This window comes from Azospirillum sp. TSO5, assembly GCF_003116065.1.
GTDB lineage: Bacteria > Pseudomonadota > Alphaproteobacteria > Azospirillales > Azospirillaceae > Azospirillum.
Genome location: NZ_LGQY01000042.1, coordinates 1 through 19,361 on the forward strand (window position 1 = coordinate 1; position 19,361 = coordinate 19,361).

Below are 19,361 nucleotides of genomic sequence, written 5' to 3' on the forward strand. Positions count from 1 at the left end.
AGCTTCCGCGGCCGGACCCGCAACGGCGGGACCATCACCGCCAATGGCGTCATCCGTCCGGGTGCCGCCGCCGACCAGCAGTTGGACATCAGGCTGCAGGCCGACAATGCCCGGCTGCTGGAGATCGATCTGGTGACGGCGGAGATCGGGGCGAACCTGACCCTGACCGGCGGCTTCACCAATGCCCGGCTGGCCGGGCCGGTGGACATCCGCCGCGCCGAAATCCAGGTTCCCGACCGCATGCCCGCCAATGTCGTCGATCTGAAGGTGACGGAGGTCGGCAAGGGCCGCCGCGCCCGCGGGACGACCCAGGTGTCCACCGCCGGCGGCACGCGCCGGGTGCCGGCTCCGCAGGAGGCGCCTCCGGCAGCTTCGCCCTTCGTGCTGGCGCTGGACATGACGGTGAATGCGCCGAATCAGATCTTCGTGCGCGGTCGCGGGCTGAATGCCGAGTTGGGCGGCAACCTGCGTGTCGGCGGCACCGCCGCCGCGCCGGAGGTGACCGGCCGCTTCAGCATCCTGAAAGGCAGCCTGGACCTGCTGGCCAAGAACTTCGAGTTCAAGCGCGGCATCTTCGATTTCGACGGCACACAGCCGATCGACCCCCGGCTGGACCTGCTGGCCGAGGCGACGGCCAACGGCATCACCGCCGACGTCGTGGTCAGCGGCACCGCCCGCCAGCCGAAGATCGAACTGACCTCCCCGCAGGGACTTCCGCAGGACGAGGTGCTGGCCGGCGTGCTGTTCGGCAAGTCGGTCGGCGACCTGAGCGCCGCGGAAGCGGTTCAGCTGGCCCAGTCGGCGGCGTCGCTGGCGGGGATCGGCGGCGGTGGCGGCGGCATCCTGGACAAGGTGCGCCGCGGCCTGGGCGTCGACCGGCTGGACTTCACCCAGGGCGAGAACGGCAAGGGTGGCGCCGTGCAGGCCGGCCGCTATGTCAGCGACCGCGTCTATGTCGGCGTCGAACAGGGCATCGGCGCCAACCAGAGCCGGGCCAAGGTCGAGGTCGACATCACCAAGAACCTGAAGGGCACCGCGTCCGTCGGGGCCAACTCGGAGACGAAGTTCGGGGTAATCTACGAGAAGGATTATTGAGGGAGGAGTGTCGGCTGACGATGCCCCCATCCAACCTCACCACCCCACGACGATCCGCGCGTGCGACGGCACCGGCACGATGCCGTCCACCGCCTGGGCATCGAACCGCTTGGCGATGTCGTCCTCCAGCGCCTTGCGCCGTTCCGCGCTCAATCCGCCCAGCCGGTGGCCGAAGCTCATGTCCAGCGCGGCGCGCCAGAAGGGCTGGCCGGCGGGGGCCTTGCGCACCGGGGTCAGGTCGGTCTCCGACGTTTCCGCAAAGCCCGCGGCCTGCATCACGTCGGACAGCAATCCCGGCTTGGCGAAGCGGAAGAGCGGGTCGAGGCTGCCGTCCTCGCCGAGATGGTCGGCGACCACGTCGCCAATCTCCGCGAACAGCCCGTTGCCGGTCCGCGATCCCCATACCATGAAGGCAGCCTTGCCACCGGGGCGCAGGACGCGCCGCACCTCGCGCAGGGCGGCCTCCACGCCGGGCACGAACATGATGCCGAAGCGGCAGGTCACACCGTCGAAGGCGGCGTCGGCGAAGGGTAGGGCGGTCATGTCGGCGGCGGTGAAGGCGGGTGCCGGCCCCTCCACGCTGCGGGCACGGCGGACGGCGCCGGCCATCATGCCGGGGACGAGGTCGCTGCCCACCACCAACCCGGCCGGTCCGGCGCGGCGCGCGGCGCTCAGCGCCGGCTCGCCCGCGCCCGACGCGAGGTCGAGCAGCCGGTGACCCTCCGTCAGACCGGCGGCATCCAGAAGCGGGCGGTTCAGCTTGTCGGCCAGATCGGCCATCGGATCGGCCCAGCGGTCCCAGGCGTCGGCGCTGGCGGCCCAGCGGTCACGCTCTCTGACGGCATCGGGATGGGCCGCATCGGGAGCGGGGGTGTCGGGTAAGGTGGTCGCGGTCAATGGAGAAGCCTCGCCGTGCCGGCCACGCGCTGGACCGTGTCGGCGTCGTTCAGCCGTTCGCCCAGCGCCGACAACTCGTCGGACAGCTTGCGATTGGCGTCGGTCAGTTGCTGGATGCGGGTCTGCGCCGCCTGCTGCTGCTGGGACAGGGTCGCCACCGTCTCCGTCAGCTTGCGGATTTGCTGGGACTGGCGGGCCGCCGCCTCGTTCTGGCTGCGGCGGATCGATCCGACGGCCACCAGCACGACGGTGCTGACGGTCACGCCGGCCATGATGGCGACGATGCTGATCCCGGTGAACCAGTCCATGGGCGGGAAGCTTCGGCCCATTTCACCGTTCGGTCAAGCAGCCTGACAGTCTGCCAACACAACGGACCCGGCGCCATGGTCGGCGCCGGGTCCGCACAACTCAAAAATCGGCGGGTATCGTCAGCCGACGGAACCGCTGACCGGACGCTCGGCCTTCATGCGCAGTTCCTTCAGGTGATCGCCGAAGGCGCGCAGGACCGGCATGATGCGCTGGGTCTGGTCGGTGGTGACGTGGGCGTCCGTCTTCAGCACGATGGTCGGCGCCTCGCTCATCAGGCGCTTGGCGCGCATCGGGCCGACCTTGTCGTCGAGGAACATGGCCATGCCCATCAGGATGCCCAGCGTGACGTCGTCCGGAGCCTTGGGCAGGGCCAGGACTTCATGAAGCTCGTTCAGCAGCGTGTAGGCGACGATGGAGGTGCGTTCGATGGTGTCGACGTCGGCGGCCATGGGCATCGGGCAGGTCCTCGGGAAACGTTCGGATGAAACGTTGCAGGTGAGACGCTGGCGGGTGACGCGGGATGGCGTCCCCATGGGCGCCAGCGCTTGCGAAATCCGTCGTGCCCCGAGGGTAATCGTCATTTTATAACCAAAGTGTTAACCAAGCCACTCCCGAGTCGTTCGAGTCGCATTTTTCCGAGTCGCAATCTTCCGTTCTCAGCGTTTTCCACTGCTGCGCGTCCTGGTCGAAAGCGACAGCTCGGCAACTTCCTCTCGCGCGCTGCTGACGAGGCCTGCCGACTGGACGACACCGCGGTTGAAGGGGTGATAGGTCTGCGCGTAGATGCTGCGGATTTTCGTCACGTAATCCTTCGTCTCGCGGTAGGGCGGGATGCCCTTGTACTGCAGGACCGCCCCCTCGCCGGCATTGTAGCCCGCCAGCGCATAGGCGACGTTGCCGTCGAAATAGGCCAGCAGCCAGCGCAGATACTTCATGCCGCCGCGCAGATTCTGTTCGGCGTTGAAGGGGTCGGAGACGCCGAAGCGTTCGGCGGTTTCCGGGATCAACTGCATCAGACCCTGGGCGTTCTTGTTCGACACGACGTCGATGCGGTAGCCGGACTCCACCGCGATGACCGCCAGCACCAGATCTGGATCGAGGCCGTAGGTCGGCGCCATCTTCTGCACCATGGCGCGGATTTCGGCCGGCGGCTTGCGGATGATGCCCCAGCGCAGGTTGGGCGGCTCGCAACGGTCGGGGGTCTTCACCTTGGCGTTGACAGTGCCGACCAGCCGCTCCGCCTGCTCGTTGCCGAGGGCCGCGGCCTTGCGCAGCCAGGCACGACCGAGATCGGCGTCCTTGGATACGCCGCCCACCCCGGCCATATGCATCCGGCCGGCCATCAACGCCGCGTCGGCAAAGTCCTGACGGGCCGCACGGCAATAGAGGGATAAAGCGAGCCGGGAGTCGGCCTTCACCCCGTCGGCGCGGTCGTAATGCTGCGCCAGTTCGTATTGGGCACGGGCGCTGCCCTTGCTGGCCAGGGCCTCCAGCGCGGCGACGGTCTTCTCGGCGATGCCGGCATTCGCGGGCGCTGCCGCCAGCAGGGCGGGCAGGAGCACGGCCGCAGACAGCGCGGCCATTCGTCCCGGGCGGGTTCCACGTCTGCCGTTGCGCTGTGAGGTTGCGGGACTGCGCGACGCGGACGGTGTACCGCAAAGGTTCGTGTGGCCTTCCACAGGACCCCCCTGTATGATTTTCTTCAAGCTTTCGGAGACCATCGAATGGTCGGAAGCAGAACTCTTGGGGAGGACGCCACTGTATCCGTCTGGCCGGGTTCCAGGCGTGGTGGCATAAGCCGAAACGGATGGCTGGCTGCCGGAAAATACATCGCCGTAAGTGCTTGATGTGGCGCTGCCAATAAAAAATGCATAGACCGATCGACGAATGTCGGTCGGTCTTTTTCTTTTCACGTTGGTCATGCGTCCTCCAATCGAGTTGGAGAAATAACGAAAGACCAGATGTTGCGCCAATGCCCGAACGGTGATTGGTGTGGGATACACGGGGTACTCTAGGGGTTAACCGGACCTATTGTATGACCCATTAGCCTTTTTCCCAACTGGCAGCTCGTTTGTGCGCTCATTACGTACGGATCGGGCCAGATAATCGGCTGCAAATTCGATGGCCCCGGACGATGGAGATTTTCCCTTGGAGATTTCCGCGTCCGGGGCCTTCGCGCCGGAGGCCCCGGCATTGTCGCCCGCAGTCCAGAAAGCGGTCGGCGTCGCCGCGGCGAACGGCATTGAAGGAGGCATCGTTTCACCGATGGCGAACCACGTCGCGACAACCTTGAGCCAGCGACTGCGCGGCCCGGCCCTGGCCGATCCGATGCCGTTCGGCGCCGAGGCCGTTGGCCGGACCCGTTCGGACGGCCTGCCGACGTACACAGACCAGGAAAACGCCGATGCCGGGATGGAGACCCATTTGACTGCCCATGCGGAGGCCCATACGGAGGCCAAGCGGGCCGAAGCCGGCACCGAGGCCGGCGAAGCCGATACGGTCGTGGCCGATGCCGGCGTCGTGGCCGTTCAGGCGGAAGCCGAGGACGAGTTCCGTCCCGACCCCAACGCACCGCCCGATCCGGCGGTGATCCGCCAGATCGAGGAGGAAATCCCACGGCTGCGCCGGTTCGCCCGTGCCATGGTTCGGGATGCGACGCTGGCCGACGATCTGGTTCAGGAATGCCTTGAACGGGCGCTGTCGCGCCTGCATCTGTGGCGGCCCGGCACCAATCTCCGCGCCTGGCTGTTCACCATCCTGCGCAACCTTCACATCAACGGCGTACGCCGCCGCCAGCCGGTGGTCGACATCGACGCCGAGGCGCAGGCCGCGATCGGAGCCGCCCCCGGTTCGCAGTTCGTCCGGATGGAACTGCGTGACCTGCGCCGGGCGCTGGCCCTGCTCCCCAACGAACAGCGCGAGGTCGTTCTGCTGATCGGTCTGGAGGGGATTTCCTACAACGAGGCGGCCGACATCCTCGGCATCTCGATCGGCACCGTGAAATCGCGCCTGTCGCGCGGTCGTCGCGCCCTGCGACTGCTGATGGAGGGCGAGAGCCCATCGGACGACGCGGACGCCTGAACACGGACGCCCGAACACGGACGCTTAAGCGGGCGGCATTCGAAGGCATGACGGATTTCGCGGGGTACCCGGTCGCCGGGTGCCCCGTTTTGGTGTGCCCCGCTTTTTGCGTGGGTACGGGACGGAAAAAAGAACGGCGGCGCCCGCTTGGGACGCCGCCGGAGGCGGGGACAATCGAAGCGCCGCCTGGGCTCGCCGGCCCTGACGTCACCTCTGGAGGAGAGAGTGTTGCAGCGTCAGGAGATACCGTGGTCAACCGGGCGATCCGCCGATGGTTCCGTCTTATCGGAAAAGCGGATCGCCGGGCCGGACGGCCCCCTGTCTACCGTCGCCGCACCAGACCCATGATCAGGCTGATGGCGAACAGGATCAGGAACAGGAAGAACAGGATCTGCGCGATGCCGGAGCTGGCCGACGCGATTCCGCCGAACCCGAGCGCGCCAGCGATCAGCGCGATGACGAAGAAAACAAGAGCCCAATAGAGCATCATACCCTCCCTCGATCGGCCGAATAGTCACCAAGGACCGCCGGCGTCACAGATGAGACAAGTCGTGGCCGCATCCGCCGTCCCGTCGCCTCCGTCACATGGACACTGCCGCAATGGCAAGTCGGGCCAAGGTGACGGTAAGCACAGCCGGTGCGGCGGCATTCGTAGACCAGAACACTGCCGTGGGTCCGATGTTCCCGCTTCCTGATTGGCTGAAGTATCGGGGCGCCGCAAGGCTGGTGCGGACTGGCATTTATGCAACAATGGGGCTTCCGGCGCGTTTCCGGATCATCAGGCCCGGCGGTCGCCGGCCAGAGGGGGACCACAACACGGGAGGATCCTATGAAGACCGGATTGATCCTGGCGGCGATGGCCGCTTCGCTCGCAGTGGCGCCGGCGGCGATGGCGCAGCAGACCTACCTGCAAAAAAGCTATTCCGGCGCCTATTCGGGGAGCACCGGTGGCGATGTCTCCGGACTGACGGGTTCCGCCGGCGGCTCCACCTCCGATCTCGCCGGGCGCCGAGGCCGGGGGCAGAAGCCGATCGAACTGCAACAGACGACGCTGCTGAACCAGCTCAGCGCCGCCGGTTATGTGTCGGTGCGTGATTTCCGCAAGGAGGGTGACCGTTACGTCGCCAATGCCATGACCCCGCAAGGGGAGTGGACGACCGTGGTCCTCGACCCGCGCAACCCCTCGACGACGCGCGCGCCAACCCCGGCCACCAAGCCGGCCCGCTGAGGTCAGTCCAGCAGGTGCGACCATGTGCCGGTGAGGCGGCCGACGCCTCCCGGCACGCGGAGATCGTAGAGCGGCAGCGGTTGCTGCAGGCGCTGCCCGGCGTCGCGCCCCAGCGTGCGGACCGCCGTTTCCACCGTGCCGCCGACCGGCAGCCATCCCGATGCGGCGATCGGCACCACCAGCGCCAGCCCCCAGTCCATCCGCCCGCCGAAACGGCTCTGGGCGCCGTCCGGGCCCTCGGTCCAGGTGGCATGGGCGGTCAGGCCGATGCCGCCGTAGAAACGGCGCATCACCTCGACCGTTCCGCCCCAATCGCCGCCGAGATAGCGCCCGAGCCGCAGCGCTGTGGTCGTGCCGGCACCGGGGGCTTCCCAATAGATGCTGGCGTGGCCGGTGCCGCGGGCGTCGCCGTGGTCGATGGCGAGGAAGCTCTCCGGCCGGCGCTTCCAGACCTGATTGAGGTCGAGGCCGAACGCCCAGCGGGCGGCGAGCGGCTGGAACAGCGCCTCCGCACCGACGCCGGCATACATTTCCTCCAGATGACCCGCGGACAGCCGCGTCGTCAGCCCCTCCGCAGGCTTGGCGAGCCACGCCGCATAGGCATGGTCGAGGGTGAGCGGGCGATCGGCATAGCGCGGCAGGTCGCTGCGCACCGGCTGTGCTGCCGGCACGGCGTTGGTGTCCAGCAATTGCAGATCGCTCGCCGCATTGATCCGCAGTCCGCTGCCCAACACCAGGCCGCGCAAAGGCTCCGCCCGCAGCATCACGTCGGTGTGGGTGCGCTGGGCTAGCGCCGTCCCCAACTCGGCCAGATCGAAGCTGGCGACCAGCCGGGTGGACAGATCGAGCCGAGGGCGCCAATCCGGCGGCGGGTCAGCGGTGGCGGCAAGTTGCGTCGTTCGCCAGATCTCCTCAGCACTGCCGCGGTGATCGGCGGCCCGTTCCAGGTCGCGGCGCAGGAGGGTAACGTTCGCCGTGTCCATGCCCCCGGCGCCGGTGACGATGCGCAACCGCTCGACCTGCGGCGGGGCGAGGTCGGCCAGCAGGCGGGCGGCATCGCCGACCTCGCGCGCCAGGGGCATCCGTCCGCTCCCGGCCGGATCGAGCCACAGGGTCGCGACCTCTCCTTCGATGCGTGCCGCGCGGACCGGCAGGCCGCGGCTGCGCGCCACCAGGGCGATGGCATCGGCCGACAGGGCGGAACCGGCGGACGGGCGCGGTCCGACGCCGGGGGGAGGGCGGTCGGGGCGGTCGGCATCCACCGCCGGGTCGAAGCGGACCGACAGCCGCAGCATCAGGCGTCTGCCCTGCTCGTAGGCCGCGCCCAAATCGGCCCAGGACGCCGGGCGCCAGGACAGGCCCAGGCTGTAGCGGCTGCCGGGATCGAAGCCCGGTTCGTCCTGCCGTTGGGCGCGGAAGCGGTCGCCGGAGGATTCGAGCTTCAGGCTCAGCCCTTCGACCGGCGTGTGCCATTCCACGCCGCCGAACAGGGCCACCCGCTCGCCGCTGAACCACGCCTTGGGGCCCCGGGTTGTCGGCCATGCCGACGGGTCGCGGTCGCGGCGGAACCGGCCGCCCAGGAAACGCAGCGGGTTGCGCAGGTGCCCGGCCTCTCCCAGCGTTCCCCATCCCATGCCGAGCGTCAGGTCCAAATCCCACCAGCGTCGCGACAGGGCAATATATTCGCCGGCGAAGCGCCCCTTGCCGGGAAGGTCCAGCCCCGACCCGGTGACGTCGCGCCCGCCGATCACCAGGGCCGGCCCGCGCTCATCCTCCCGCCGCAACCGGAGCTTCAGATCGAGGCCGGGTTCGGTAAGGCCGTAATAGCCGGGATAGGCGCTGTTGCGCGCGGTGACCTCAAGCCAGGGCAGCGGCTGAGTTGATATCGTGTAGTGCCGGTGCAGGTCGCCGAGCGCGGTCAACCCGCCGCTCATCGAGCCGTCGGGCGCCATGCGGGCATTCGGCATCTGCAACAGCCCGATCCCGCCCCAGTCGGACAGGCTGTATTGCATCTCATCAGCCAGGGCCGGGGATGCCGCAAGAAGAACAAGAAAGGCAGTGAGGCGCACGCGCTGATCGCGAAGGTTCGGAGATGCGATCCGATCCTTCGCGAGTCATGCGTATGAATGCAACTGAAAAGACGCGGTAGGCCGTCGCCGTTACGGCGCCTCGACCACCTCGAAGTCATGGGTAATGGTGGCGGTCTGGCCCAGCATGATCGAGGCGGAGCAGTATTTTTCCGCCGACAGGGCGATGGCGCGCTCCACCTTGGCGGGGTCCAGCTTGCGGCCGGTCACGGTGAAATGGACGTGGATCTTGGTGAAGACCTTCGGATCGGTGTCCGCCCGTTCGGCCTCGATTGCGGCGACGCAGTCGGTGATCTGCTGGCGGCCCTTTTCCAGGATCATCACCACGTCGAAGCAGGTGCAGCCGCCCATGCCGATCAGCAGCATTTCCATCGGGCGGATGCCGGCATTGCGGCCGCCGGATTCCGGAGCGCCGTCCATCACCACGGCATGGCCGCTGCCGGATTCGCCGACGAACATCTTGCCGTCCACCCAAGTGACGCGCGCCTTCATGACCATTTCCTTCGTTCACTGTTGATCGTGAGTGTCCGCGCGAAGCTAGGCGCGGCGGCGGGGCGGCGCAAGGGGGCGCAGCGCTTCCATCACCGGGCTTGTCCGGCGGCGCCCGCTCGCCCAAAGTCGACCGTACAGTGACGCATATTGCGATGACGAGGCCCTTCACCATGCCGCACGGCCATTCCCATGGCGGTTCTTCAGACGCCGGGCACGATCATGCCGGGCACGACCACGGCGACCATCACCATCATGGGCCGGCTCGCTACGACCGGTCCTTCGCGCTGGGGGCATTGCTGAACATCGGCTTCGTGGTCGTGGAGGCGGTCTACGGACTGATCGCAAACTCCACGGCGCTGCTGGCCGATGCCGGGCATAATCTCAGCGACGTGATGGGGTTGCTGCTGGCTTGGGGAGCGGTGTGGCTCGGGCGGCGGATTCCGCAGGGGCGCTACACCTACGGTTTCGGCAACGCGTCGATCCTGGCGTCGCTGCTGAACGCGATGATCCTGCTGATCGCCGTCGGCGCCATCCTGCTGGAGGCGGCCAACCGTATCGCCGATCCCGAGCCGGTGGGGGAAACCACGGTCATGGTGGTGGCGGTGATCGGTATCGTCGTCAACGCCTGGACCGCCTGGCTGTTCATGGGCGGGCAGAAGCAGGACATCAACCTGCGCGGCGCCTATCTGCACATGGCGGCCGACGCGGCGGTGTCCCTGGGCGTCGTGCTGGCGGCGCTGGCGATCCGCTTCACCGGCTGGTTGTGGCTGGATCCGGTGACCAGCATCGTCATCGCCGTGGTCATCATTGCCGGCACCTGGGGCCTGCTGCGCGATTCGGTGCGGCTGGCGATGGACGCGGTGCCCGACGGCATCGACCGGACGGGGGTCGAGCACTATCTGGCCGGGCTGCCCGGTGTCGTCACCGTGCACGACCTGCACATCTGGCCGATCAGCACGACGGAAACCGCCCTCACTGCCCATCTTGTCCGCCCCGGCATGGGGCAGGACGACGCCCTTCTGCTCGAGATCTCGACAGTGCTGAAGGAGCGCTTCGGCATCGGCCATGCCACCATCCAGGTGGAGCATGACGGCAGTTGCTGCCGCCTTGCCCCAGCGGAGGTGGTCTGAGCCCTTAGACCTGCTCGCGGGCGAGGCGGCGGGCGTTGGCGCGCACCTTGCGGTAGGCGGGGTTCATGCTGGCAGCCGCCAGTGCCGCCGTCGCCTCGATCAGGCGCAGGTTGGCGTGGATGCCGGCATCGACCGCGTCGGCCAGCAGGCGCTGCTGCACGTCGACGATCTCCACCGGGTTCTTGCAGGTGGCAAGCCCGCCGATGGTGGCCGCCGCCGCCTGGGTCTGCTTGGTGATCATGGTGATCCAGGCCTGCCCGAACTCGCCGATGCCGGTGGCCACCGCGTGAAAGGCTTCGACGGCCGCCTCCACCTTCTCCGATCCCATGCGGATGAATTCCGGATTGGCGAAGTCGATGGGGTTCGCCAGCGCCGCCGTCATCATCGCGGTGCGATAGCCGATGGTCTGCGCCGCCGCGACGCCCATTTCGCTGCTGCGAAGGCCGGTCTTGGTCAGCTGGCCCGCCACCGCCATAAGCCTGTCGGTGGGATGGCCGTTGCCGGCGTTCTGTGATGACATGGGCGTCGCCCCTCTCAAAAAATCGTTGCCGGAACTTGGCTGCAGCATCAACGCTGCACTGCAGCATAGGTTCCGGGACGATCTTTACGCCTCGGCGAGCGCGCGGTCGAGATCTTCGATGATGTCCTGAGGATCCTCAAGACCAACGGACAGGCGCAGCAGGCCGGGTTCGATCCGGGCGGCGACCTTTTCCTCGTCCGTCAGCTTGGAATGGGTGGTGGTGGCGGGGTGGGTGATGAGGCTCTTCGAATCGCCGAGATTGTTGGAGATCATCACCATGCGCAGGCCGTTCAGCGTGTTGAACGCCTCGGTCTTGCCGCCCTTCAGGAAGACCGACAGCATGTTGCCGCCGCCGGTCATCTGCTTGCGCACCAGATCATATTGCGGATGGCTGGGCAGCAGCGGGTACAGCACCTGGGCGACCTTCGGGTGGCTTTCCAGGAACTCGGCGACCTGCAGCCCGGCCGCCGACTGGGCCTGCACACGCAGTTCCAGCGTCTCCATGCCCTTCAGCAGCAGCCAGGAATTGAAGGGGGAGATGGTCGGGCCGGTGTTGCGCAGGAAGGGATGGATGACCTCCGAGGCGTATTTCTTGTCCTTGGCCAGGATGACACCGCCCAGGCAGCGGCCCTGACCGTCGATGTGCTTGGTCGCCGAATAGATGATGACGTCGGCGCCGAAATCGAACGGGCGCTGCAGGACGGGCGTCGCGAAGGCGTTGTCGACGACGACCACCGCACCCGCCTTGTGGGCGAGATCGCAGACAGCCCGGAGATCGACGACCTCAAGCCCGGGGTTCGACGGTGTTTCCAGGAAGACCGCCTTGGTCGGCTTGGACAGCGCCTCTTCCCACTCCGTCAGGTTGGTGCCGTCGACGAACACCGTCTCGATGCCGTAGCGGCCACACAGCTCCTTCAGGATCCAATAGCAGGAGATGAAGAGCGCCCGCGGCGCCACCACCCGGTCGCCGGCGCGCAGGCCGCTCATCAGCGCGCCATGCACCGCCGCCATGCCGCTGGCGGTGGCATAGGCCCATTCGGCGCCCTCATACTCGGCCAGCCGGTCCTCGAACATCGCCGAGGTCGGGTTGCGGAAGCGCGAGTAGACATGGCGCGTGCCGTCGTTGGCAAAGGCGTTCTCCGCCTCCTCGGCCGAGCCGTAGACGAAGCCGGAGGTCTGGTACAGCGCCTCGCAGGTCTCGTCGAACTGCGAGCGGCGAATGCCGCCATGGACCAGCTTGGACCGCGGGCGCAGCCCCGCGACGTTCGGATTGCGATGATCGGTGCGCGACATTCCGCAACTCTCCCCTGAATGACGCCGGTGGGGCGAGGCCGGCCGCAAACAGAAAACGCCCCGACCGATCGGGTCGAGGCGCGGACGCGGCTCGGACCTTTTTAGCGGATTGTTTTACGTGGCCCGCAAGCCGGTCGACCAAATCACCACGTGGGTTCGCTTGTACGACTGCGTATGACCGCCGTCAAGTGGGGTAGCGCCGCCTTCCCTTTTTCCGCAACCCAACCGGTCTGCCGATCCGAAATCGCGGTCGATATTCAGCAAGATGTGCCAGGACGGCTGCCGGACCCCCGGCTTATGGTTCCTTCCATCAACCGTGCAGGCCGGACCGACGATGAGCAGGCAAGAGTATGACAAGAGATTTTCCCGGCTGTTCGACTACATCGACCAGAATCTGGAGGGCGACCTGTCGTTAGACAGGCTGAGCGACGTCGCCTGTCTCTCGAAGTTCCACTTCCATCGTCTTTTCTCGGCTCATTTCGATGTCAGCATCGGGAAATACATCCAGCTGGCACGGTTGAAGCGGGCGTCGTTCCGGCTGGCCTTCTATCCGGCCGACAAGGTCATCGACATCGCCTTGGACGCCGGTTTCGAAACGCCGGAATCCTTCTCCCGCGCCTTCAGGAATGCGTTCGGCCAGACCCCGTCGGAGTTCAGGAAAACTCCGGAATGGCGGCAGTGGCACGACCGCTATCGTCACATCAAAAGAAGAAGGATCAGGACCATGGATGTCTCCATCGTCGAAGTCGCGCCCATCCAGGTGGCGGCCTACTGTCATCAAGGACCAATCGAGGGCGTGAATGACTCGGTTCGCATCTTCATCGACTGGCGCAAGGCCAGCGGGCTGTCGCCGCGGGAACGGTGCCGGACCTTCGGCGTCGCCTTCGACAACCCGGAAACCACCGAACCGGCCGATTTCCGGTTCGACATCTGCGGGGAAATCGACGGCGAGGTGCCGGACAATCCCCAAGGGGTGGTGAAGAAGCTCATTCCTGGCGGTCGATGCGCCGTGGTCAGGCACCGGGGAGCGCACGAGCAGATCGGGGAGGTCGTGCGGTTTCTCTATGGCCGATGGCTTCCGGAAAGCGGCGAAGAGCTTCGCGATTTCCCGGTGTACTTCCACTATCTGAACTTCATCGGCGAGACACCGGAGCATGATCTGCTGACCGACGTCTATTTGCCAATCAAGTAAGGCACGGCACGGAAGTGGCGCCGCTTCCGTTGTCCGCCGGTTCAGCCGACCTGCTCTCCGCTCGGTTGCGGCTTTTTCGACAGCATCCCCTTCACGTCTCCCAGTTTAGCCCCGCCCAGCAGAGTCGCCAGTACTCCGAAGGCCGCGGCGCCGCCGGACACCAGCAAGGCCAGCGCCAGGAACCTCACCGTGGTGGAGGGTGCGGTGAGCCAGGGCGCCAGCACGCGGTCGCCGACCAGCAGCGCCGCCCCCATGCCGGCCGCCGCCGCCGCGATGCGCGGCGCGCGGCGTTTCAGCCGGTCATCCAGGTCGAACAGGCCGCGCCGGCGCATCGCCGCGACCAGCAGCCCGACATCAAGCCATGCGGTCAAACCGGTGGCGAGCGCGATGCCGACATGGCCCAGCCAGGGCATCAGCAGCAGCGCGAGCAGGGCGGTCGCCACCGTCACGACGACCGCCACGCGCACCGGCGTCACCGTGTCGTGGCGGGCGAAAAAGGCGGCGTTCAGCGACTTCACGATCACATAGGCCGGAATGCCGATGGCATAGGCGGCGAGCGCCATCGCCGTGGCCTGCGCCTCCTCCGGACCGAAGGCGCCGCGCTGGAACAGGACGGAGACGATGGGTGCTCCCGCCACGCCCAAGGCGACCGCCGCCGGCAGGCCGAGCAGCAGGCTGAACTCCAGCGCGCGGCTCAGGTAATGGCGGACCAGCCCCTCGTCCCCGGCGGCGACATGACGGGCCAGAACCGGCAAAAGCGCGGTGCCGATGGCGATGCCGATGATACCCAGCGGCATCTGGTTCAGCCGGTCGGCATAATAAAGGAAGGACACCGCGCCCGACGGCAGCAGCGAGGCCAGCACGATGTTCAGGAACAGGTTGATCTGCATGACGCCGGCCCCGATCGCGCCGGGTCCGATCAGCCGGAACAGCCGCCGCATTCCCTCCGTCATCCGTGGCGGACGCAGCCGCAGGGCGATGCCCGCCTTGCCGCAGGCCCAGGCCATCCACGCGACCTGAACCGCACCCGACAGCGTGACCGCCGCCGCCATGGCGGTGCCGGCCTCCAGCCCCAGCCGCGGCGCGATCAGCAGGGCGGCGACCAGCGTCAGGTTGAAGGCGATGGGCGCGGCGGCGAAGGGGCCGAAACGGTCGAGCGCGTTCAGCACCCCGCCCAGCAGCGCCACCAGCGAGATCAGCGCCAGATAGGGGAAAGTCAGCCGCGCCATGTCCACCGCCAGGGCGAACTTGGCCGGCTCGTCCGAAAAGCCGGGAGCGAGACCGTGCATCAGCCAGGGCATGGCGACGACGGCGGCCAGCGTGAAGGGCAGCAGCATCGCCAGCAGCATCGCCAGCGCCTCTTCCGCGAAGCGGATGGCGGCGGCACGGCCACGGGTCTGCAATTCGGCGGCGAAGAGCGGAACGAAGGCGACGCCGAAAGCGCCTTCCGCGAACAGCCGGCGGAACAGGTTGGGCAGTTTCAGAGCGACGAAGAAGGCGTCGGCCACCGGCCCGGCGCCCAGCACGGCCGCGGTCAGGATGTCGCGTGCGAAGCCGGCCAGCCGGCTCAGCAGGGTCAGGCCGCCGACTGTGGCGATGGCGCGTGCGAAATTCATCGCGGCGGTATAGCCGGCCATGGGTGCGTGGCAAAGCCGGCTTTTCGGCGCAGTGGATGCGGTGCCGTTGGTGGTGATGATGGCGCTGGTCTGCATGGGTGGAGCAACTGCCCGTCGATGCCACCTTGCCGGTAATGGCGTTGCGTCGGCACCGGCATTGCGGCATGCTTGCGTCCGCCTGTCTGCGTCCGCTTTCACGCCGAAGGACGCGGCCGGCGGACGATCCACTGCGTTCGGGGTATACGTGAAGCGGGCGCTCTGGCTTTTTTCCGGTTTTGGCGGTCGGCTGGTCCTGCCCGCTCTGGCGGTCGCGCTGGCCATCGCCGCCCTTTGGTGGATTCTGCTCGACCGTCTGCATCGGGAAGAGCGGCTGCTCGACCAGACGGCCCATGAAAAGACCGCCGTCGTCGCCCGTCTGGTGGGGGAGCATGCTGTTTCCACCTTCCGCCGGGTCGACGACCTGCTGCTGGACCTGATCGCCAACACCGAGCGCAACCGCGCCATGCGCCTGGATTCCCGCCGCGCCTTCGAAGAGGGGCTGGTGGTCGGCGTCCGCGTCTATGATGCCTCGGGCCTGCTGACCATGGGCGGGGGACGGGCCACCTTCCAGGGGTCCATCACCGACCGCGACGAGTTCCGCATCGCCCGTGACAGCGCGCCGCGCGGGCTGGTGATCGGCATCCCCTATGCCTCGTCGGAGACGCATGACCTGATCATCCCGGTGTCGCGCCGGCTGGAGAACGCCGACGGTACCTTCGCCGGCATCGCCGTCGCCGACATTCCGGTCGAATCCTTCGTCCGCTTTTACCGTGTGCTTGGTCTGCCGCCGGACGGCGCGGCGGCGCTGCTGCGCTCCGACGGCGTCATCATCGCCCGCAGCGGCGGAATGAACGCGGCATCGAGCCGCGATTCAGCCAACAGCGAGCTTTGGCAGGCGATCAGGCAGCATCCCGTCGGCCATATGCGCATGACCAGCCCGATCGACGGGGTGGAGCGGATCACCGCCTTCCGGTCGACTCCCGACTATCCGGTGATCGCGGTCGTCGGCGAATCGGTGGAGACGGTGTTCGGTCCCTGGCGCGAAAATGCCCGCCTCTACATCGGCTGGGCGGTCGCCACCACCGTGGTGATCCTGCTGTTCGTCATCGCCTTCATCGTCGAACTGCAATGGCGCCGCCACACCGACCGAGCGTTGCGGGTGCGCAACCGGGCGCTGGCCTGGAGCAACGACGGCATCATGATCGCCGACGCCACCCAGCCGGGCATGCCCATCGTCTATGTCAATCCGGCGCTGGAAGAGCTGCTGGGCGCGCCGATCTCCGCCCTGATGGGCAGCGGCGCCCTGACCGCGCTGGAGCGGGCGACGAACGACCGGGCGGCCCTGCAGCCGTTGCGTGACGCCATCGTCGTCGGCCGGGACGCGCGGGTGGAACTGACCCGTCCCGGCCTTGTCGCGGACGGTGCGGACTCGCAAGGGCCGCGCTGCCTGGAGTTGAGCGCGTCGCCGGTGCGCGATCACGACAACCGTCTGGTCAGCCTGATCGCCACCGTCCGCGACATTTCCGAGCACAAGCGGGCGCAGGCGGCGCTGACGGAAGCCCGGCGGGAGGCCGACGTTGCGAACGTCGCGAAGTCGAAATTCCTGGCGGCGGCAAGTCACGACCTGCGCCAGCCGGTGCAGTCGCTGATGCTGCTGATGGAGGTGCTGTCCACCCGCGTCAGCGACGGCATGACCCGCAATGTCCTGGGCACCATGGATCGGGCGCTGGGCGCCCTGAAGATGCTGCTGGACGGGCTGCTCGACGTCTCCCGGCTGGAGGCCGGGGCGGTGATTCCCGAGGTGGAGGTGTTTCCGCTGCAGGAGGTGATGGACCGCGTGGCCGCCAACAGCCGCTCAGTCGCCGTCCAGAAGGGTCTGATCCTGCACATCGTGCCGTGCAGCGCCCATGTCCGCAGCGATCCGATGCTGTTGGGCCGCATCCTGCAGAATCTGGTGGAGAACGCGCTGCGCTACACCGACAAGGGACGCATCCTGATCGGCTGCCGCCGTCGCGGCGGCATGCTGCGGATCGAGGTGTGGGACACCGGCATCGGCATTCCCGCCGACCAGCAGGAGGACATCTTCCAGGAGTTCGTGCAGGTCGGCAATCCCAGCCGCAACCGCGACCGGGGCCTTGGACTCGGTCTGGCGGTGGTGCGGCGGCTGTCGGCGATGCTCGACCATCAGGTCACGGTGCGGTCCACCCCCGGCGAGGGATCCGTCTTCACCGTGGAACTGCCGATCGCCGACGCGCCGGCAGCCAAGATCATGCCCGCTCCGCTCGCGCCGCTGCCGGCCTTCGCCACCACCGTGCTTGTGATCGAGGACGACGGTATCGTGCGTGAAGGGATGCGCGCCATGCTGGAGGAGTGGGGTTATATCGTTCTGGCGGCCGAATCCTGCAGCGAGGCGCTCGACCTCGCCAATCGCGGGCCGGCTCCCGACCTGATCGTCGCCGATTACCGTCTGCGCGACGGCCGTACCGGGACCGAGGCGATCCGGGAGGTCCGGCTGGCGCTTGGCCGCATCCTGCCCGGCATCCTGGTCACCGGCGACACCGCTCCCGCCCGCGCGCAGGAGGCGGAGGCCGGCAATTTCCGCGTCATGCACAAGCCGGTGATCGCCTCCGACCTGCGGCGCGCGGTGGCCGAGGCGTTGGAGCCGCTTCTGCGGGAACGCCAGACGGTGGCCTGATCCGGTCGCCTGGCCGTGGGCCGTCAGGGGATCAGGCTGTTCAGGTCGAAATCCTGCGCGAAGGCGATCATGGCGCCGCAGGCGCTGGCCGACCCGACCCGCAGCACGCCTTCGCCGACGACAGTCGGGAACTTGCTCTTCTGCAAAGCCTGCTGGGTCTTGACCGGATCGGCGACGCGCAGCACGAAGCCGGCGAAGAAGGGCAGGGCGACGGTGGCGAAGGCCGGGTCGGCGGTCCAGGCCCAATTCAGGCGGTCCGGCGTGGCGACCAGCACCGGGACCTGACCGTCGCCGCTCCCCACGCTACTTTTGTGCGCCGGTTCCACCACGCGCGCGGAACCGCGGTCGGTGACGGTGCCGCCCAGCAGCTTGGCGTAGGTCGCGGCCACCGCATCGGGATCGGCGGCGGCGATCACCAGCGCTTCCAGGCCGGTGGCGCCGTTGGCGTGCACCATCTGGTCGGGGCGCCAGACCAGATCGGGCGTGTGGTGCTGGCACAGGAAGACGCGGTCGGCCGGGGTGGCCGCCGGGTCGATCTGGGTGATGGTGAAGTTGGCGTCGCGGCTGCCGCCGGGCAGGTCCACCGGGCGGCCGAAATCGACGGGTTCCGACACCGGGAAGCCGGCGGCGGTCAGCGGCCCGACGGCGGCGCGGGCGTCCGGCGTCTTCAGCGCGACGGCGGCGATGCCCTCGCGCTGGCGCAGGAAGGCGGCGTAATGGGCATTGGCCGGCCGCTGTTCCTCGATGCCCAGCAGTTCCAGATAGGTGCCGGTTGGAAACAGGATGGTGTGGTTGGCCGATTTCAGCTGGGTGTGATGGCCGCGTGGCGTCACGGTGAAGCCGAGCCGGGTATAGGCGTCGCGCGCCGCGTCCAGGTCGCGGGTGGCGATGACCAGATGGTCCAGTCCGGTGATGCCGTCGATGCTCATGGCGTCCTGCCGCTGTCGGGTTGTTGTGCCGCCAGCGATAGAACAGCCGGCCTGCCGCGGCAAGCGTGAAGCGGCCGGGTCTCCTCGTGGGAGGCCCGGCCCAGCGGTCACAGCGCCTGCTGCAGCTCCGGCACGGCCTTGAACAGGTCGGCGACAAGGCCGTAGTCGGCGATCTGGAAGATCGGCGCTTCCTCATCCTTGTTGATCGCGACGATCACCTTGCTGTCCTTCATGCCGGCCAGATGCTGGATCGCACCCGAAATGCCGACGGCGACGTACAGCTCCGGCGCCACGATCTTGCCGGTCTGACCGACCTGATAGTCGTTCGGCACGAAGCCGGCATCGACCGCGGCGCGGCTGGCGCCCACGGCGGCCCCCAGCTTGTCGGCCAGAGCCTCCAGCATCGGGAAATTGTCGCCCGACTGCATGCCGCGCCCACCGGAGATGACGATGCGGGCGGCGGTCAGTTCCGGACGCTCCGACTTGGTCAGCTCGGCCGAGACGAAGCTCGACAGGGCGGGATCGGCCACGGCGGCGATGCTTTCGACCGGGGCGCTGTTGGTGACTGCCGCCGCCTCGAAGGCGGTGGTGCGGACGGTGACGACCTTCACCGCATCGACCGACTGCACGGTGGCGATGGCGTTGCCAGCGTAGATCGGCCGCTCGAACGTATCGGCGGAGACCACGGCGGTGATGTCGGAGATCATCGCCACGTCGAGCAAGGCGGCAACGCGCGGCAGCACGTTCTTGCCCACCGA

18 protein-coding genes and 1 riboswitch are annotated in these 19,361 nt (G+C 67.7%); of the genes, 6 read left to right on the forward strand and 12 right to left on the reverse strand.

Going from position 1 to position 19,361, the window contains the following annotated elements:
• A partial coding sequence (locus tag TSO5_RS13075) for a translocation/assembly module TamB domain-containing protein (RefSeq protein ID WP_199230885.1) occupies positions 1–1,095 on the forward strand: 1,095 nt, incomplete at its 5' end.
• A 36-nt stretch (positions 1,096–1,131) separates the two neighbouring features.
• Here the strand turns inward: TSO5_RS13075 and TSO5_RS13080 are convergent.
• The 4 genes from TSO5_RS13080 to TSO5_RS13095 form a co-directional block, all read right to left on the reverse strand.
• Positions 1,132–1,992, reverse strand: coding sequence for a methyltransferase domain-containing protein (locus TSO5_RS13080; protein ID WP_247870737.1), 861 nt, complete (start codon positions 1,990–1,992; stop codon positions 1,132–1,134).
• On the reverse strand, positions 1,989–2,300 hold the full coding sequence (locus tag TSO5_RS13085) for a hypothetical protein (protein WP_109152027.1): 312 nt from the start codon (positions 2,298–2,300) through the stop codon (positions 1,989–1,991). Before TSO5_RS13085 ends, TSO5_RS13080 begins: the two co-directional genes overlap by 4 nt.
• A gap of 120 nt (positions 2,301–2,420) precedes the next feature.
• Entirely contained in the window at positions 2,421–2,756 is a 336-nt protein-coding gene (locus tag TSO5_RS13090) for a hypothetical protein (RefSeq protein ID WP_109152017.1), read from the reverse strand.
• Between the two features lie 201 nt (positions 2,757–2,957).
• On the reverse strand, positions 2,958–3,884 hold the full coding sequence (locus tag TSO5_RS13095) for a transglycosylase SLT domain-containing protein (protein ID WP_247870738.1): 927 nt from the start codon (positions 3,882–3,884) through the stop codon (positions 2,958–2,960).
• Positions 3,885–4,449: 565 nt separating this feature from the next.
• Between TSO5_RS13095 and TSO5_RS33310 the strand changes: the two genes are divergently transcribed.
• Positions 4,450–5,382 carry a sigma-70 family RNA polymerase sigma factor gene (locus TSO5_RS33310; RefSeq protein ID WP_247870739.1) on the forward strand — a complete coding sequence of 311 codons (933 nt, stop codon included), beginning with the start codon at positions 4,450–4,452 and terminating at the stop codon, positions 5,380–5,382.
• Positions 5,383–5,704: 322 nt separating this feature from the next.
• On the opposite strand, the gene TSO5_RS13105 is transcribed toward TSO5_RS33310, so the two are convergent.
• Positions 5,705–5,869, reverse strand: a complete 165-nt coding sequence (locus TSO5_RS13105) for a DUF1328 domain-containing protein (protein ID WP_085090676.1) — start codon at positions 5,867–5,869, stop codon at positions 5,705–5,707.
• Positions 5,870–6,211: 342 nt separating this feature from the next.
• Here TSO5_RS13105 and TSO5_RS13110 point away from each other — a divergent pair, with 342 nt between their 5' ends.
• Complete coding sequence (locus TSO5_RS13110; RefSeq protein WP_109152019.1) at positions 6,212–6,610, forward strand: hypothetical protein; 399 nt, start codon at positions 6,212–6,214, stop codon at positions 6,608–6,610.
• 2 nt (positions 6,611–6,612) lie between these two features.
• On the opposite strand, the gene TSO5_RS13115 is transcribed toward TSO5_RS13110, so the two are convergent.
• On the reverse strand, positions 6,613–8,622 hold the full coding sequence (locus tag TSO5_RS13115) for a YjbH domain-containing protein (RefSeq protein WP_109152020.1): 2,010 nt from the start codon (positions 8,620–8,622) through the stop codon (positions 6,613–6,615).
• A gap of 147 nt (positions 8,623–8,769) precedes the next feature.
• Entirely contained in the window at positions 8,770–9,189 is a 420-nt protein-coding gene (locus tag TSO5_RS13120; protein WP_109109402.1) for an OsmC family protein, read from the reverse strand.
• Between the two features lie 152 nt (positions 9,190–9,341).
• Here TSO5_RS13120 and TSO5_RS13125 point away from each other — a divergent pair, with 152 nt between their 5' ends.
• Positions 9,342–10,319 carry a cation diffusion facilitator family transporter gene (locus tag TSO5_RS13125; RefSeq protein ID WP_247870740.1) on the forward strand — a complete coding sequence of 326 codons (978 nt, stop codon included), beginning with the start codon at positions 9,342–9,344 and terminating at the stop codon, positions 10,317–10,319.
• Between the two features lie 4 nt (positions 10,320–10,323).
• Here TSO5_RS13125 and TSO5_RS13130 read toward each other — a convergent pair whose 3' ends face one another.
• Together TSO5_RS13130 and metZ are read right to left on the reverse strand one after the other, a co-directional pair.
• Positions 10,324–10,839 carry a phasin family protein gene (locus TSO5_RS13130; RefSeq protein WP_109152022.1) on the reverse strand — a complete coding sequence of 172 codons (516 nt, stop codon included), beginning with the start codon at positions 10,837–10,839 and terminating at the stop codon, positions 10,324–10,326.
• A gap of 84 nt (positions 10,840–10,923) precedes the next feature.
• Positions 10,924–12,132, reverse strand: coding sequence for an O-succinylhomoserine sulfhydrylase (gene metZ, locus TSO5_RS13135; RefSeq protein WP_109152023.1), 1,209 nt, complete (start codon positions 12,130–12,132; stop codon positions 10,924–10,926).
• A gap of 80 nt (positions 12,133–12,212) precedes the next feature.
• Positions 12,213–12,292, reverse strand: a riboswitch (SAM riboswitch).
• 105 nt (positions 12,293–12,397) lie between these two features.
• On the opposite strand from metZ, the gene TSO5_RS13140 reads away from it, so the two are divergent.
• Positions 12,398–13,324 carry an AraC family transcriptional regulator gene (locus tag TSO5_RS13140; RefSeq protein WP_247870741.1) on the forward strand — a complete coding sequence of 309 codons (927 nt, stop codon included), beginning with the start codon at positions 12,398–12,400 and terminating at the stop codon, positions 13,322–13,324.
• A 41-nt stretch (positions 13,325–13,365) separates the two neighbouring features.
• Here the strand turns inward: TSO5_RS13140 and murJ are convergent, their stop codons facing one another.
• Entirely contained in the window at positions 13,366–14,940 is a 1,575-nt protein-coding gene (murJ, locus tag TSO5_RS13145; protein ID WP_109152029.1) for a murein biosynthesis integral membrane protein MurJ, read from the reverse strand.
• Between the two features lie 244 nt (positions 14,941–15,184).
• Here murJ and TSO5_RS13150 point away from each other — a divergent pair, with 244 nt between their 5' ends.
• A complete protein-coding gene (locus tag TSO5_RS13150; protein WP_247870742.1) occupies positions 15,185–17,674 on the forward strand; it encodes an ATP-binding protein in 2,490 nt (829 codons plus the stop codon).
• A gap of 23 nt (positions 17,675–17,697) precedes the next feature.
• Here the strand turns inward: TSO5_RS13150 and TSO5_RS13155 are convergent, their stop codons facing one another.
• Both TSO5_RS13155 and TSO5_RS13160 read right to left on the reverse strand, forming a co-directional pair.
• Positions 17,698–18,603, reverse strand: a complete 906-nt coding sequence (locus tag TSO5_RS13155) for a VOC family protein (RefSeq protein WP_109152025.1) — start codon at positions 18,601–18,603, stop codon at positions 17,698–17,700.
• A 107-nt stretch (positions 18,604–18,710) separates the two neighbouring features.
• Positions 18,711–19,361: FAD-binding protein (locus tag TSO5_RS13160; protein WP_109152031.1), on the reverse strand; the 651-nt coding region annotated here is incomplete at its 5' end.